Below are 15,840 nucleotides of genomic sequence, written 5' to 3'. Positions count from 1 at the left end.
TGAGGACGAACAGCGGCGGGGTGGTGAAGGTTTCGTCACCCCGCCGCCGCCCGTTTCCTGCTCAACCGCATTGTCCGCGCTACTGGTCGGCGTACTTCTTGCTGACCGCGTCGTAGATCCCCTTGGCCTCCTTGCCGAGGCGCGGACCCGCGAGCCAACCGGCCGTCACCGGGCCGATCGACGTGTTCGAGACCAGCGACGGCTTGCCGCTCGAGCCCTGCGCGATCCAGCCGCCACCGGACGAACCGCCGGTCATGGTGCAGCCGATGCGGTACATCGTCGGCTCGGCCTTAGCGAGCGAGAGCCGGCCCGGCTTGTCGGCGCACTGGTAGAGCGTCTGGCCGTCGTACGGCGGCGCGGCCGGGTAACCCTTCGCCGTCATCGTCGCGATCTTCGGCACCGCGGGCGCGTTGAAGTCGACCGGCACGGCCGAACCGACCGCCTCCTCGAGCGACTTGCCCTCGCTGCCCTTCTCCGGCGTGACCTGGATGACCGCGAAGTCGTACGGTGCGCCCTGGCCACCCGTCGGACCTCCCTGCTCGATCCACTGGTCGGACGTCTGCGCCCACGCGCCCCACCAGACGCCGTACGGAGCGACCTCTTCCTTGGTGGCGGTCTTGAGCTGCTCGTCCGACAGGCCCGCGTCGTTGTACGAGGGCACGAAGGCGATGTTGCGGTACCAGCCGCCCTTCTTGCCGGCGTGCACGCAGTGGCCCGCGGTCCACACCATGTTCGACTTGCCCGGGTGCGCGGGGTCCGTGACGACCGTCGCCGAGCAGACCATCGAGCCCTCGGGGCTGTCGAAGAAGAGCTTTCCGGCGTACGGCGCGCTGTCGTGGTACGGCGTGCCGACGGCAGCGGCCTTCACCGGCTGCGGCGTCGGGTCCGTCACGCCCTGGTCGCCCGAGATGTCGTTGTCGTCGACCTCGTTGTCCGGGTTCTTGTCGGCGTCACGCATCCGGTCCCGATCCCACAGACCGTCGATGATGGGGTTGACGTAGTCCTGCGCCTCACGCAGCCACTTGTCCTTGTCCCAGTTCTTCCACTCGCCGTTCTTCCACTTGTCCAGATCGATACCGTGCTCCTTGAGCCGGTCCTTGATGTCGTCCGGGATCTGGAGCTTGTCGCTGCCGCCCTGGGCCGCGGACGCGGTCGGCTTCGAGTCCGCGTCGTCGTCGCCGGGACCGCACGCCGTGGCGGTGAGCGCGAGCGCCGCTCCGAGGGCGAGAGCGGCCGCCACGGGGGAGGTTCTGCGGCGCGCGCTCCTCCCTCGCTGAACGGTCGAGAGCGGACGTATGGGTCGCATGTCGTGAATCCCCCTGGGCTTCGAGAACGGTGCAGTGCCGGCCGTCGGCGGTCGTGAACCCGTCGCGCCACGCTCGGCACGTGGTGTGCCTCGCCCGCGACCGAACCCTCCGCCCTCCGTCGAACGGCAACCCACCCTATGCGCGCGCTGTGGGCGACTACCCACGGAACGGCAACGGTTCCGTCACGGCGTGGATCTTCCAAGAGACAAGGATTTTCCGCCGACCCGTGATCCCGCGCAGTCACCGTCGTTGGTACGTACGGGGGATTCGCCGTCGTCGCTCGGTCCTCGGGGTGCCGCCCCGGACGTCCGTGCGTCAACTGATCCCCGCACACCGAGAATTCGACCGGATCCAGCGGGATCCAGGGGGAGGACCAACAGTCGTGGCCGTCACCGAGCCTGCGCCCGCGGAGGTGTCCGCGGGACATGAGGGGGGCGCCGCCCGTGAGGGCACTGCCCAAGAGGGAATCCTGCGGCGGCAGTCCGCGCGGGAGTCGGCGGCCCGCACCTACGCGCGCGCCCTGCCGATCGTGCCCGTGCGGGCGCGCGGCCTGACGATCGAGGGCGCCGACGGACGCCGGTACCTCGACTGCCTCTCCGGCGCGGGCACCCTGGCCCTCGGCCACAATCACCCTGTCGTCCTCGAAGCGATCAAGCGCGTACTCGACTCCGGTGCCCCCCTGCATGTGCTCGATCTGGCCACCCCTGTGAAGGACGCCTTCACCACGGAACTCTTCCGGACGCTGCCCGCCGGGCTCGCCGAGCGGGCACGGATCCAGTTCTGCGGACCGGCCGGCACCGACGCGGTGGAGGCCGCCCTGAAACTCGTCCGCACGGCCACCGGCCGCAGCGGAGTGCTCGCCTTCACCGGCGCCTATCACGGCATGACCGCGGGGGCACTCGAAGCATCCGGCGGGGCGCAGGACGTCAGGGTCGCGCGGCTGCCCTTTCCGCAGGACTACCGCTGTCCCTTCGGCGTCGGCGGTGAGCGCGGCGCCGAACTCTCCGCGCGCTGGACCGAATCCCTCATCGACGACCCGAAGTCGGGGGTGCCGCACCCCGCCGGCATGATCCTCGAACCCGTCCAGGGAGAGGGCGGGGTGATTCCCGCCCCCGACACGTGGATGCGCCGGATGCGGGAACTCACCGCGGCACGCTCCATCCCTCTGATCGCCGACGAGGTCCAGACCGGCGTCGGCAGGACCGGTGCCTTCTGGGCCGTCGAACACAGTGGTGTGGTGCCCGACGTCATGGTCCTGTCCAAGGCGATCGGCGGCAGCCTTCCTCTGGCCGTCGTCGTCTACCGGGACGACCTCGACGTGTGGCAACCCGGGGCCCATGCCGGCACGTTCCGTGGGAACCAACTCGCCATGGCCGCCGGCGCCGCGACCCTCGCCTACGTCCGGGAGAACCGCCTCGCCGAACGCGCCGCCCTTCTGGGCGCCCGCCTGGTGGGCCAGCTCCAGGGCCTCGCCGCCGAACACCCCTGCATCGGGGACGTGCGGGGTCGCGGCCTGATGATCGGCGTCGAACTGGTCGACGCAGGCGCCGCCCAGGACCCGGACCGACCGGCCGCACCCGACGGGAGCCCATATCCTCCCGCGCCCGAACTCGCCGCGTCCGTGCAGCGTGAATGCCTCCGGCGTGGACTCATCGTCGAGCTCGGCGGCCGCCACTCCAGCGTCGTACGCCTTCTGCCGCCCCTCACGATCACCGATGAACAGGCTGCCGCCGTCATGGAGCGTCTCGCCGACGCCTTGGCCGAGGCGGCCCGCACCTGTCGCGGATAGCCCAGCCGGGACCGGCCCTGTCCTGAAGCCCCACACCCACCGGGCCAGGGCCACTACGACATGGACCACCACGACATGGACCCACACGGACAGCAGCGGGACACCGGACAGTCCGGACCACCGCATCACGGAGTCAACTACCCCACAAGGAAGCCCCGTTGAACGCCAATCCCGCACCCGACGACCGACACCGCCCCCAGGCGAGCGGAGCCTGCGACACGCAGCCCCAACTCGCCCCGGAACGCGGGACGGTCCCCCGGCAGAAGGACGGCAGCCAGGAGTCCGAGCATCTGCACGGCTCCACCGCCGACCTGTTGGAGCATCCCGACCCCGGCACCGCGGCCCAGGCCGCGGCCGTCGAGAACCTGCTCCGCTGCTGGGTGCGGGAGAGCGATCTGGTCGAACCCCCGCACGGCACTCTGCGCATTCCTCTGCCCGCAAGTGGCACCGCCCTCCTCATCCCTGTCCACTACTGGTCCTCGACCGGCTGGCACCGTTTCGGCATGCCCCGTCTCCAGGACGGCCCGCTGGACGCCCCGCGCGTCGACGCCGTCACCGTCGCCGCCCTTCTGAGCCGCGAGGCATCGGGCCCGGGGAGCGCGGCCGACGTGCGGGGTGGTGTCGGTGTCCGAGTGGGGGGCGGCGACGGAAGCGGCGGCGGAAGCGTTCTGCGACGGGAGGGCGCCGTTCCGGGATCGGCAGCCACACCGGACACCGCAACCCGGGCCCCAGGCGGGCCGAAGTCGCCGAGCGGCCGGACGCCGGTTCCGACTACCTCGGCGGCGACCCCGACGGTCGTCCCCGTGCCACCCACGCCGACCGTCGCGGACACCCCCGACGCCGACGCCGTCGCCGCTGCCACCGCACCCGAGGCCCCGCGTCCGCACACCGACCCCGTCGTGCAGCCCCACGTCAGCGGCGAGACCTTTTACCCGGAGGCGCAGGCCCCCCACCCCGAGGCCTCACGCCCCGAGTTCCTGCACCCCGAGTCCGCCCGCCCCGATTCGCCTCCTTCCGCCACTCCTCCCTCCTCGCACCCCACCCCCGCAGGCGACGGAGCCGACCTGGTGGGGCGCGTCGCCGACTCGATCCGCCGCACCGCCGACTTCATCGCCCACCGGCGTAGCAACCCCCGCGACACGACCGACCTCTTCCTGGCTGCCGAACAGTCCCTCCTGCTCGGCCACCCCCTGCACCCGACTCCGAAGAGTCGCGAGGGCCTGTCCGAGGCCGAATCCCGGCTCTATTCACCCGAGTTGCAGGGCTCGTTCCCCGTGCACTGGATGGCGGTGAACCGCTCGGTGCTCGCGATGGACTCGGCCTGGACCCATCGGGGCCGCCCGCTCCCGGCCGACCACCTCACCCTCCAACTCGCGGGGACGGAACTGCCCCTGCCCGACGGTCACGCCGCGCTGCCCCTGCACCCCTGGCAGGTTCGCGAACTCAAGCACCGCCCCCAGACCGCGGCCCTCCTCGACGCCGGCCTGCTGCGTGACCTCGGTCCGCACGGCGCCCCCTGGTACCCCACCTCCTCCGTCCGTACGCTCTACCGGCCCGACGCGTCGGCCATGCTGAAGCTCTCGCTCGGCCTGCGCATCACCAATTCCCGCCGGGAGAATCTCCGTAAGGAACTCCACCGCGGCGTCGAGGTCCACCGACTTCTGCGCACAGGGCTCTCCGAGCAGTGGCAGGCCGCCCACCCCGGATTCGACATCGTCCGCGACCCGGCCTGGCTCGCCGTCAACGACCCGGACGGCGAACCGGTGCCCGGCCTCGACGTGATGATCCGGAACAACCCGTTCGCACCCGGAGACGACGCGGCCTGCATTGCCGGCTTCGTGTCACCGAGACCCCCGACCGCGTCCCACGGACAACGGGAGCGCCAGCTCATGCGCTCCCGCCTAGGCGAGACGATCACCCGCCTCGCCGGCCGCACCGGGCGCCCCCGCGGCGCCGTCGCCGCCGAGTGGTTCCTGCGCTACCTCGAACACGTCGTACGTCCCGTGCTCTGGCTCGACAGCACCGCCGGCGTGGCCCTGGAGGCCCATCAGCAGAACACGCTGCTGCTGCTCGACCCCGAAGGCTGGCCCATCGGCGGCCGCTACCGCGACAACCAGGGCTACTACTTCCGCGAGTCCCGGCGCGCCGAGCTGGACGGCCGGCTGCCCGGCATCGGCAGCCGGAGCGACACCTTCGTCTCCGACGACGTCACCGACGAGAGGTTCGCGTACTACCTCGGGATCAACAACGTCTTCGGCCTCATCGGCGCCTTCGGCTCCCAACAGCTCGCGGACGAAAGGCTGTTGCTGGCCGCCTTCCGAGGGTTCCTCTCCGATGTCGCGTCGGGCCCTGACAAGCTCCGCACCCCCTTGCCCGGATACCTCCTCGACTCCCCGGCCCTGCGCTGCAAGGCCAACCTCCTCACCCGCCTGCACGGACTGGACGAACTCGTCGGTCCCGTCGACACCCAGTCCGTCTACGTCACCATCGCCAACCCCCTTCATTCCTGAGGAACATGCCCCACCCCATCCCCTGAGAGGAGCGTCGCCGTGTCATCCACCGACGCGCGCACCGACGCCGGAGCCACGCCCGCCGCCGCTCGTACCGATGCCGTCACCGACGACATCGCCGACACGGGCCCCGACGGCGACGCCGACGCCGACGAGCGCACGGGCTCCGACCCCGACGCCGGCACGGACGTCGCCGACACCCTGGACCTGCGTCTGCCCGACGAACTCATCGACCTGATCGCCGGGCAGGGTGGAACCGACGGACAGGCCGACGGCAGCGCGGGCCAGGGGACCGGCGTGAGCTTTCCCGGCTACGAGCACGCAGCCGACAGAACGCGAGCACACGTACCGGGCGGCACCTCGACGGCCCTGGCGGACGACGACCTGCTCGACAACATCGGAGCGTGGGGACCGGTCACCACACGTTCCGGCGTCTTCCAACTGGTTCCCGTCCGTATTGAACGCGACCTGTCGCTGATCAGTCGCTGGATGAACGACCCGGCCGTAGCCGCCTTCTGGGAACTCGAAGGCCCGGAGAGCGTCACGGAGAACCATCTCCGCCCCCAACTGGACGGCGACGGGCGCAGCGTCCCCTGTCTCGGCGTACTGGACGGTACCCCGATGAGCTACTGGGAGATCTACCGCGCCGACCTCGACCCACTGGCCCGCCACTACCCCGCCCGCCCGCACGACACCGGTGTTCACCTCCTCATCGGTGGTGTCGCCGACCGCGGCCGAGGGCTCGGCACAGGCCTGCTCACGGCCGTCGCCGACCTCGTACTCGACCACCGTCCGCCCTGCGCTCGTGTCGTCGCCGAGCCGGACCTTCGCAACACCCCCTCTGTATCTGCATTCTTGAGTGCTGGTTTCCGCTTCGCCGCCGAGGTCGACCTCCCTGACAAACGGGCCGCACTGATGATCCGAGACCGGGCCCTGCGCGCTCTGCTGTGAGCCCGTCACTCTTGGTACACCGCTCACCCCGATCCGGTTCCCTCACGAGGAGTCCCCGTGCCGAATCCGTCCGAGCCCCAGACTTCCGCAGCGTCCTCCACTCTGTACGACCCGGCGGAGCTGACGTCCGAGAACTGGGAGCGCGCAGCAGCCCGGCTGCTGGCGAAGATGATCGGGGAGTTCGCGTACGAGGAGATCATCGAACCGAAACGTGAGCCGGAAACGGAGACAAAAACGGAGCCGGATCCGGGTCCAGGGCGGACAGACCTCTACACCCTCCCCGTCGAGGGCGCTCACATGCCGCCCGGCAGCGCGTTCCGCTTCAGGGCCCGCCGAGGCGCTTACGGCAGCTGGCTCGTGGATCCCGGCAGCATCCAGTGGATCGCCGGCCGTCCGGACGAGACCGCCGGCCCTCCCGCCGAGACCGTCGGACGCGCCGCGCAGGCTGACAAGGAAGCGAACGCCGCCGAGCCCACGCCGTCGCTCCCCGCGTCGACCCCGCCGCCGGAACGCTTCACCGACCCCTTTGCCTTCCTCCTCCGTGCCAAGCACGTCCTCGGCCTCGACGGCGCCACGCTCGGGCATCTCATCCGCGAGCTCACCGTCACCCTCGCCGCCGACGCCCGTCTCGACCACACCGCGCTCACCGCGGCCCGGCTCGCCGAGCTCGGATACGCCGAACTGGAAGGCCACCAGACCGGCCACCCCTGGCTCGTCCTCAACAAAGGCCGCCTGGGATTCTCGGCCCCCGACATGGCCCGCTGGGCCCCCGAGGCCCGTATCCCCGGGACGCTCCCATGGATCGCCGTCCACACCAGGATCGCCGCCTACAGAGGCGTCGCGGACCTGGCGACAGCCGATCGGCTGTACGACCGTGAGCTCTCCCCGGCGGCGCGGGACTCCTTCGCCGAGGCCCTCCGGGAGCGCGGCCTGGACCCGCAGGCCTACCTGTACCTACCGGTACACCCGTGGCAGTGGAACAACATCGTGCTGCCGCTCTTCGCCGGCCCCGTCGCGACGGACGCCATCGTGCCACTGCCCACCGACGGCGACGTGCGCCTGCCCCAACAGTCCATCCGTACGTTCCTCAACATCTCGCGCCCCGACCGCCACACGGTGAAGCTCCCGCTGTCCGTACTCAACACCCTCGTATGGCGCGGCCTGCCCACCGAGCGCACGCTCGCGGCGCCGTCGGTCACCGCGTGGATGCATTCCCTCCGCGAAACAGACTCCTTCCTGAAGGACGATTGCGGGGTCATCCTCCTGGGAGAGGTGGCTTCGGTCGCCGTCGAGCACCCCGCGTACGACGGACTCGAAGAAGTCCCCTATCAGTACAAGGAGTTGCTGGGCGCCATCTGGCGCGAGCCGGTCTCGAGGTATCTCGCCCCCGGCGAGCGGGCCCGCACCCTGGCCTCTCTGCTCCACGTGGACCCGTACGGCCGGGCGTTCACCGCGGAGCTCGTCGCCCGGTCCGGGCTGACCCCCGAGGTGTGGCTGCGTCGGCTCTTCGCGGCTCTGCTGCCCCCGCTTCTGCACTTCCTCTACCGCTACGGGACCGTGTTCTCCCCGCACGGGGAGAACGCCATCGTCGTCTTCGACGACCACGACGTGCCGGTGCGGCTCGCGGTGAAGGACTTCGTCGACGACGTGAACGTGAGCGCCGAGCCGCTGCCCGAACACGACCGCATGCCGCGGGACGTACGCGAGACCCTGCTCACCGAGCCGCCCGCTTTCCTGACCCAGTTCATCCACTCAGGGCTCTTCGTCGGGGTCTTCCGGTATCTGGCGCCCCTGTGCGAGAACCAACTGGGGGTCGCGGAAGAGAGGTTCTGGTCCTTGGTGCGTGCAGAGATCGTGCGGCATCAGGCGCGCTTCCCCGAGCTCAAGGAGCGGTACGAGATGTTCGACCTCCTCACTCCTCGTATCGAGCGGCTCTGCCTCAATCGCAACCGACTGCATCTGGACGGTTACCGCGACCGTTCGCAGCGCCCCCACGCGGCTGTGCACGGCACGGTGCCCAATCCGCTGCACCAGCCGTGATCGCGGGATTGTCAGTGGTGCCCCGTAGGGTGGTCGAGCTATGACGAAGCCCTCCCTCCCCGAGCTCCTGCACGCCGCCGTCGCCGCCGTCGGCGGTACGGAACGACCTGGCCAGGTGACCATGGCCGAGACCGTCGCCGAGGCGATCGACGGCGGTTCCCACCTGCTCGCACAGGCAGGCACGGGTACCGGTAAGTCCCTCGGATACCTGGTCCCTGCCCTGGCGCACGGGGAGCGGGTCGTGGTCGCGACGGCCACGCTGGCCCTCCAGCGCCAGCTCGTCGAGCGGGACCTGCCACGCACGGTCGACGCGCTCCACCCCCTGCTGCGCCGGCGCCCCCAGTTCGCCATGCTCAAGGGCCGGTCGAACTATCTGTGCCTGCACCGCCTCCACGAAGGAGCGCCGCAGGACGAGGAGGAGGGGCTCTTCGACCAGTTCGAAACGGCCGCTCCGACCAGCAAGCTCGGCCAGGACCTGCTGCGGATGCGGGACTGGGCCGACGAGACGGAGACCGGCGACCGGGACGATCTGACCCCTGGAGTCTCCGACCGGGCCTGGTCACAGGTGTCGGTCTCCTCCAGGGAGTGCCTGGGCGCCACCAAGTGTGCGTACGGACAGGAGTGCTTCGCCGAGGCGGCCCGGGAGCGGGCCAAGCTCGCCGACGTGATCGTCACGAATCACGCGCTCCTGGCGATCGACGCCATCGAAGGGGCGCCTGTCCTGCCGTCCCACGAGGTACTGATCGTGGACGAGGCGCACGAGCTCGTCTCCCGGGTCACGGGTGTGGCGACCGGCGAGCTCACCCCGGGGCAGGTGAACCGCGCGGTGCGCCGTTCCGCCAAGCTGGTCAACGAGAAGGCGGCCGATCAGCTCCAGACCGCGGCCGAGGGCTTCGAGCGGCTCATGGAGCTCGCGCTGCCCGGTCGTCTGGAGGAGGTCCCGGAGGACCTCGGCTACGCGCTGATGGCGCTGCGGGACGCCTCCCGGACCGTCATCTCGGCCCTGGGCACCACGCGCGACAAGTCCGTCCAGGACGAGGACGCGGTACGCAAGCAGGCCCTGGCCTCCGTGGAGAACATCCACGACGTGGCCGAGCGCATCACGAACGGCTCCGACTACGACGTCGTCTGGTACGAGCGCCACGACCGCTTCGGCGCGTCTCTCAGAGTGGCCCCCATGTCGGTGTCCGGCCTGCTGAGGGAGAAGCTCTTCTCGGAGCGGTCCGTCGTGCTGACCTCGGCGACCCTCAAGCTGGGCGGCGATTTCAACGGGGTGGGTGCCTCTCTGGGCCTGGCTCCCGAAGGGCAGGAGGGCGAGGGCCTGCCGCAGTGGAAGGGCGTCGATGTCGGATCGCCGTTCGAGTACCGCAAGCAGGGCATTCTCTACGTCGCCAAGCACCTGGCACGCCCCGCGCGTGAGGGCACCCGCAGCGACATGATGGACGAGCTGGCCGAGCTGATGCAGGCCGCCGGTGGCCGGACGCTGGGGCTCTTCTCGTCGATGCGCGCCGCCCAAGCCGCGGCGGAAGAGCTGCGGACCCGGCTCCCCGAGTACCCGATCCTGCTCCAGGGCGAGGAGACGCTCGGCGAGCTGATCAAGGGGTTCGCGGCCGACCCGAAGACGTGTCTGTTCGGCACGCTCTCGCTGTGGCAGGGCGTGGACGTTCCGGGCGCCAGCTGTCAGCTCGTCGTCATGGACAAGATCCCGTTCCCGCGGCCCGACGACCCGCTGATGAGCGCCCGGCAGAAGGCCGTCGAGGACGCGGGCGGCAATGGCTTCATGGCCGTGGCGGCGACGCACGCTGCCCTGCTGATGGCCCAGGGCGCGGGCCGTCTCGTACGGGCGACGGGGGACCGTGGTGTCGTAGCGGTCCTGGACCCGCGGTTGGCGACGGCCCGGTACGGCAGCTATCTGCGGGCCTCGATGCCGGACTTCTGGTACACGACGGACCCGAACCAGGTGCGGCGCTCGCTGGCCGCGATCGATGCGAAGGCGACGGCCGAAGCCGAAGAGACGGCCTAGGGTCTTTCGTTTCGATCATGCCGGGGTCGCGGTGCCAGGCACTGCGACCCCGGCATGATCGTCAGTCGCCGACGCTTCGGCGTGGGTTCCTTCCTCGGCCTTGCGACGCACGGCAACAGGCCTCGCTGCCCGGTCCGGCCTGATCCAGACGAAAGGCCCCAGCCGCGTGGACCATGCAGACGTGTGGGCGGAGCCCGGGACACCCGTAGCTCCCCCGCACATCTGTCTTCACGAACGGCAGGCCCAGGACACAGCAGGGCCCCGGAACCGGCGCAGTTGGTTCCGGGGCCCGGTCAGGGGCGCGGCGTCACACCCGCCGCAGAACAGCCACCACCTTGCCGAGGATCGTCGCCTCGTCACCGGGGATCGGCTGGTACGCGGAGTTGTGCGGCAGCAGCCACACATGGCCGTCCTCGCGCTTGAAACGCTTGACGGTGGCCTCGCCCTCGAGCATCGCAGCGACGATGTCGCCGTTCTCCGCGACAGGCTGGCGGCGGACCGTGACCCAGTCGCCGTCACAGATCGCGGCCTCGATCATCGAGTCACCGACGACCTTCAGGACGAACAGCTCGCCGTCACCGACCAGCTGCCGGGGGAGGGGGAACACGTCCTCGACGGACTCTTCCGCGAGGATCGGACCGCCGGCGGCGATGCGGCCGACGAGCGGGACGTACGAGGCGGCCGGCTTGCCCGCGGTGTCCGTGGGCTGCGCGCTCGGCTGGTCGGAGCCACGGACCTCGTAGGCGCGGGGGCGGTGCGGGTCCCGGCGCAGGAAGCCCTTGCGCTCGAGGGCCATCAGCTGGTGCGCGACCGACGACGTGCTCGACAGGCCCACCGCCTGGCCGATCTCCCGCATCGACGGCGGGTAACCACGCCGCTGCACGGAGTCCCTGATCACCTCGATGACGCGGCGCTGCCTGTCCGTGAGCCCCGAGCTGTCGGCCCGGATTCCGGGAGGTCGGCCCGGCAGGGAGCGGGCGGGCTTCGGCCCCTCCGCGCTCATGGATGCGTCAGTCATGGCATGCACCGGCTCGAGTCGGCCCTGGGAACGGTCCTGGGCAGTGATGGTGGCGCTGTCTGCGGTGGTGGTCACGTCGGTCGGCCCCTCTCGAGTTGTTCTCCCTGGCTAGCCAACGGTAGTTGCTTTCGAAAGGTTGCGCCAAACACACGTTCGAGTGAAAAATCGCAGATTGCTTGTCGTGATCATGTGCCTGGGTGTATGCCTTGCGCTTCGCGGGAGTGGCAATTCGGTTCATTACGGTACGCTTCACCGCCGAGGCCGTGACCCACTCCGTGGGGCTCCCAGTGTGCCATCCGGTGGTCCGTCAACCCGGAACCGGCCCCCTCTCCGTGTGCCGCCGCCCGTGATCCGGGCGTATCCCGTCATGGGCGCGCTCCCGCCCCGGTGTTCGCCAGGTGAAAGCGACACGCGTAGGGGCGAATTTGCGACCAAACCCCAGATCTAGTGGTTGGATTGCATCAGCAGCCCAGAAGTTGTGGTCCCCGGTCCATCGAGGTCTCCGTCATCGCCTATGCTTGGGGCTGCTTCGAGGGGCCTGAAGGGCCTCCCGAGGCCATTGAGCCGTGCTGTGAAGGAGGGTTGGAGTTCCATGCACTGCCCCTTCTGCAGGCACCCCGACAGCCGTGTCGTCGACAGTCGCACCACCGACGACGGCACGTCGATCCGCAGGCGCCGCCAGTGCCCCGACTGCTCCCGTCGTTTCACGACCGTGGAGACGTGCTCGCTCATGGTGGTCAAGCGGAGCGGGGTGACCGAGCCCTTCAGCCGCACGAAGGTGATCAACGGCGTCCGCAAGGCATGCCAGGGTCGCCCCGTCACCGAGGACGCCCTCGCCCAGCTCGGCCAGCGGGTCGAAGAGGCGGTGCGGGCCACCGGCAGCGCGGAGCTGACCACTCATGACGTGGGCCTGGCCATACTCGGCCCACTTCAGGAACTCGACCTTGTCGCCTACCTGCGCTTCGCGTCCGTGTACCGGGCGTTCAATTCGCTGGAGGACTTCGACTCGGCCATCGCGGAGCTGAGGGAACAGCTGCCCGGCGCGAGCCGGGGTGACGCGGGCGGAGAGCGCGAACCATGTGACTGCGGGCCCGGAGGGACTGTCGAAGTCCCCGTGCCCGCCACCGCTGCCGACTGACCGGCCCAGGGGTCGGTCGGCGGCCATTCAGACCTGTTGTGGGCGGCAAGAGCGGCGCCCGCAATACAAGACACACACCGTGCCACGGGAAGATCGAGGCACTTCGGGGCGTTTTAGCCCGGTATAGGGAGGCGGCATGACAGAGACGACGAGTGGCCCGGCACGAGGTTCCCGCGCCAAGGGAGCCAAGGCCACCAAGGGGCTGCGTATCGAGCGCATCCACACGACTCCCGGCGTGCATCCGTACGACGAGGTGGAGTGGGAGCGCCGTGACGTCGTCATGACCAATTGGCGCGACGGCTCGATCAACTTCGAGCAGCGTGGCGTCGAGTTCCCCGGCTTCTGGTCGGTGAACGCGGTCAACATCGTCACCAGCAAGTACTTCCGCGGCGCGGTCGGCACCCCGCAGCGCGAGGTGAGCCTCAGGCAGCTCATCGACCGGATCGTGAAGACGTACCGGAAGGCCGGCGAGGACTACAAGTACTTCGCCTCGCCCGCCGACGCCGAGATCTTCGAGCACGAGCTGGCGTACGCCCTCCTGCACCAGATCTTCAGCTTCAACTCTCCGGTGTGGTTCAACGTCGGTACGCCGCAGCCCCAGCAGGTCTCCGCCTGCTTCATCCTGGCCGTCGACGACTCCATGGAGTCGATCCTCGACTGGTACAAGGAAGAGGGCATGATCTTCAAGGGCGGCTCCGGCGCCGGCCTGAACCTCTCGCGGATCCGTTCCTCCAAGGAACTGCTGTCCTCGGGCGGCAACGCCTCGGGTCCCGTCTCCTTCATGCGCGGTGCCGACGCCTCCGCAGGAACGATCAAGTCGGGTGGCGCCACTCGCCGCGCGGCCAAGATGGTCATCCTCGACGTCGACCACCCCGACATCGAGAACTTCATCGAGACCAAGGTGAAGGAAGAGGAGAAGATCCGCGCGCTGCGTGACGCGGGCTTCGACATGGACCTGGGCGGCGACGACATCACGTCCGTCCAGTACCAGAACGCCAACAACTCGGTCCGCGTGAACGACGAGTTCATGAAGGCCGTGGAGACCGGCGGCAAGTTCGGTCTGCGCGCCCGTATGACCGGTGACGTCATCGAGGAGGTCGACGCCAAGTCGCTCTTCCGCAAGATGGCCGAGGCCGCGTGGGCGTGTGCCGACCCCGGCATCCAGTACGACGACACCATCAACCAGTGGCACACCTGCCCGGAGTCCGGCCGGATCAACGGCTCGAACCCGTGCAGCGAGTACATGCACCTGGACAACACGTCCTGCAACCTCGCGTCGCTGAACCTGATGAAGTTCCTCAAGGACGACGGCAAGGGCCACCAGTCCTTCGACGTCGACCGCTTTTCCAAGGTCGTCGAGCTGGTCATCACCGCGATGGACATCTCGATCTGCTTCGCGGACTTCCCGACGCAGAAGATCGGCGAGAACACCCGCGCCTTCCGTCAGCTGGGCATCGGCTACGCCAACCTCGGCGCCCTGCTGATGGCGACGGGCCACGCCTACGACTCCGACGGCGGTCGCGCCCTGGCCGGGTCCATCACCTCGCTGATGACCGGTACCTCGTACAAGCGCTCCGCCGAGCTCGCCGCGGTCGTCGGCCCGTACGACGGCTACGCCCGTAACGCCGAGCCGCACCAGCGCGTCATGAAGCAGCACGCCGACGCGAACACCAAGGCCGTCCGCATGGACGACTTGGACTCGCCGATCTGGGCCGCCGCCACGGAGGCCTGGCAGGACGTCGTCCGGCTCGGCGAGAAGAACGGTTTCCGCAACGCGCAGGCGTCGGTCATCGCCCCGACCGGCACCATCGGCCTCGCGATGTCCTGCGACACCACCGGCCTCGAGCCCGACCTCGCCCTGGTCAAGTTCAAGAAGCTCGTCGGCGGCGGCTCGATGCAGATCGTCAACGGCACCGTCCCGCAGGCCCTGCGCCGCCTGGGTTACCAGGAGGAGCAGATCGAGGCGATCGTCGCCCACATCGCCGACAACGGCAACGTGATCGACGCCCCCGGCCTGAAGACCGAGCACTACGAGGTCTTCGACTGCGCGATGGGCGAGCGTTCCATCTCCGCGATGGGCCACGTCCGCATGATGGCCGCCATCCAGCCCTGGATCTCCGGCGCGCTGTCCAAGACGGTCAACCTGCCCGAGACCGCCTCGGTCGAGGACGTCGAAGAGGTCTACTTCGAGGCGTGGAAGATGGGCGTCAAGGCGCTCGCCATCTACCGCGACAACTGCAAGGTCGGCCAGCCCCTCTCCGCCAAGACCAAGGAGGCGGAGAAGGAGGCGGTCACCGCCAAGGCCGAGGAGACCATCCGTACCGCGGTCGAGAAGGTCGTCGAGTACCGTCCGGTCCGCAAGCGTCTGCCCAAGGGCCGTCCGGGGATCACCACCTCCTTCACTGTCGGTGGCGCCGAGGGCTACATGACGGCCAACTCCTACCCGGACGACGGTCTCGGCGAGGTCTTCCTGAAGATGTCGAAGCAGGGCTCCACCCTCGCGGGCATGATGGACGCCTTCTCGATCGCCGTCTCCGTGGGCCTGCAGTACGGCGTCCCGCTGGAGACGTACGTCTCGAAGTTCACGAACATGCGCTTCGAGCCGGCCGGCATGACGGACGACCCGGACGTGCGGATGGCGCAGTCGATCGTCGACTACATCTTCCGCCGCCTGGCGCTCGACTTCCTGCCCTTCGAGACGCGCTCCGCGCTCGGCATCCACTCGGCCGAGGAGCGTCAGCGTCACCTGGAGACGGGCTCGTACGAGCCGTCCATCGACGATGTCGAGGTCGACGTCGAGGGCCTGGCCCAGTCCGCCCCGCTGCAGACCGAGTCCCTGAAGGCCGTCGTCGAGGCCCCCAAGGCCGAGGCCGTGGCGCCGGCTCCGCAGCAGGCGCACACCAGCGCCGAGCTCGTGGAGATGCAGCTGGGCATCCAGGCGGACGCTCCGCTGTGCTTCTCCTGCGGTACGAAGATGCAGCGTGCCGGCTCCTGCTACATCTGCGAGGGCTGCGGCTCGACCAGCGGTTGCAGCTGATCCGCTGACGCAGTGAGGTGAGGGGCG

Annotated in this window: 9 protein-coding genes; 7 read left to right on the top strand and 2 right to left on the bottom strand. The window is 69.5% G+C overall.

What is annotated here, in order from left to right:
- Positions 1–79: 79 nt before the first annotated feature.
- Positions 80–1,306 (bottom strand): trypsin-like serine peptidase, encoded by a 1,227-nt coding sequence (locus tag ACFC96_RS34165; RefSeq protein WP_376615810.1) that lies wholly within the window; start codon positions 1,304–1,306, stop codon positions 80–82.
- A 383-nt stretch (positions 1,307–1,689) separates the two neighbouring features.
- Here ACFC96_RS34165 and ACFC96_RS34160 point away from each other — a divergent pair, with 383 nt between their 5' ends.
- The 5 genes from ACFC96_RS34160 (at position 1,690) to ACFC96_RS34140 (ending at position 10,620) form a co-directional block, all read left to right on the top strand.
- Positions 1,690–3,096 carry a diaminobutyrate--2-oxoglutarate transaminase family protein gene (locus ACFC96_RS34160; protein WP_376250744.1) on the top strand — a complete coding sequence of 469 codons (1,407 nt, stop codon included), beginning with the start codon at positions 1,690–1,692 and terminating at the stop codon, positions 3,094–3,096.
- 158 nt (positions 3,097–3,254) lie between these two features.
- Positions 3,255–5,606 (top strand): IucA/IucC family protein, encoded by a 2,352-nt coding sequence (locus ACFC96_RS34155; RefSeq protein WP_376615808.1) that lies wholly within the window; start codon positions 3,255–3,257, stop codon positions 5,604–5,606.
- A gap of 39 nt (positions 5,607–5,645) precedes the next feature.
- Positions 5,646–6,557 (top strand): GNAT family N-acetyltransferase, encoded by a 912-nt coding sequence (locus ACFC96_RS34150; RefSeq protein WP_376615806.1) that lies wholly within the window; start codon positions 5,646–5,648, stop codon positions 6,555–6,557.
- A 57-nt stretch (positions 6,558–6,614) separates the two neighbouring features.
- Positions 6,615–8,597, top strand: coding sequence for an IucA/IucC family protein (locus ACFC96_RS34145; RefSeq protein ID WP_376615804.1), 1,983 nt, complete (start codon positions 6,615–6,617; stop codon positions 8,595–8,597).
- A gap of 40 nt (positions 8,598–8,637) precedes the next feature.
- Positions 8,638–10,620 carry an ATP-dependent DNA helicase gene (locus ACFC96_RS34140; protein WP_376615802.1) on the top strand — a complete coding sequence of 661 codons (1,983 nt, stop codon included), beginning with the start codon at positions 8,638–8,640 and terminating at the stop codon, positions 10,618–10,620.
- A gap of 307 nt (positions 10,621–10,927) precedes the next feature.
- Here ACFC96_RS34140 and lexA read toward each other — a convergent pair whose 3' ends face one another.
- Complete coding sequence (lexA, locus tag ACFC96_RS34135; RefSeq protein ID WP_376250753.1) at positions 10,928–11,713, bottom strand: transcriptional repressor LexA; 786 nt, start codon at positions 11,711–11,713, stop codon at positions 10,928–10,930.
- Positions 11,714–12,230: 517 nt separating this feature from the next.
- Between lexA and nrdR the strand changes: the two genes are divergently transcribed.
- Positions 12,231–12,776, top strand: a complete 546-nt coding sequence (nrdR, locus tag ACFC96_RS34130) for a transcriptional regulator NrdR (protein ID WP_227297763.1) — start codon at positions 12,231–12,233, stop codon at positions 12,774–12,776.
- Between the two features lie 136 nt (positions 12,777–12,912).
- A complete protein-coding gene (locus ACFC96_RS34125; protein WP_376250755.1) occupies positions 12,913–15,813 on the top strand; it encodes a vitamin B12-dependent ribonucleotide reductase in 2,901 nt (966 codons plus the stop codon).
- Positions 15,814–15,840: the final 27 nt, after the last annotated feature.

It is taken from the genome of Streptomyces sp. NPDC055955, assembly GCF_042270245.1.
Lineage (GTDB): Bacteria > Actinomycetota > Actinomycetes > Streptomycetales > Streptomycetaceae > Streptomyces.
The sequence above is the reverse complement of the archived record's forward strand: the minus strand, read 5'-3'. Positions and strand labels throughout refer to the sequence as shown.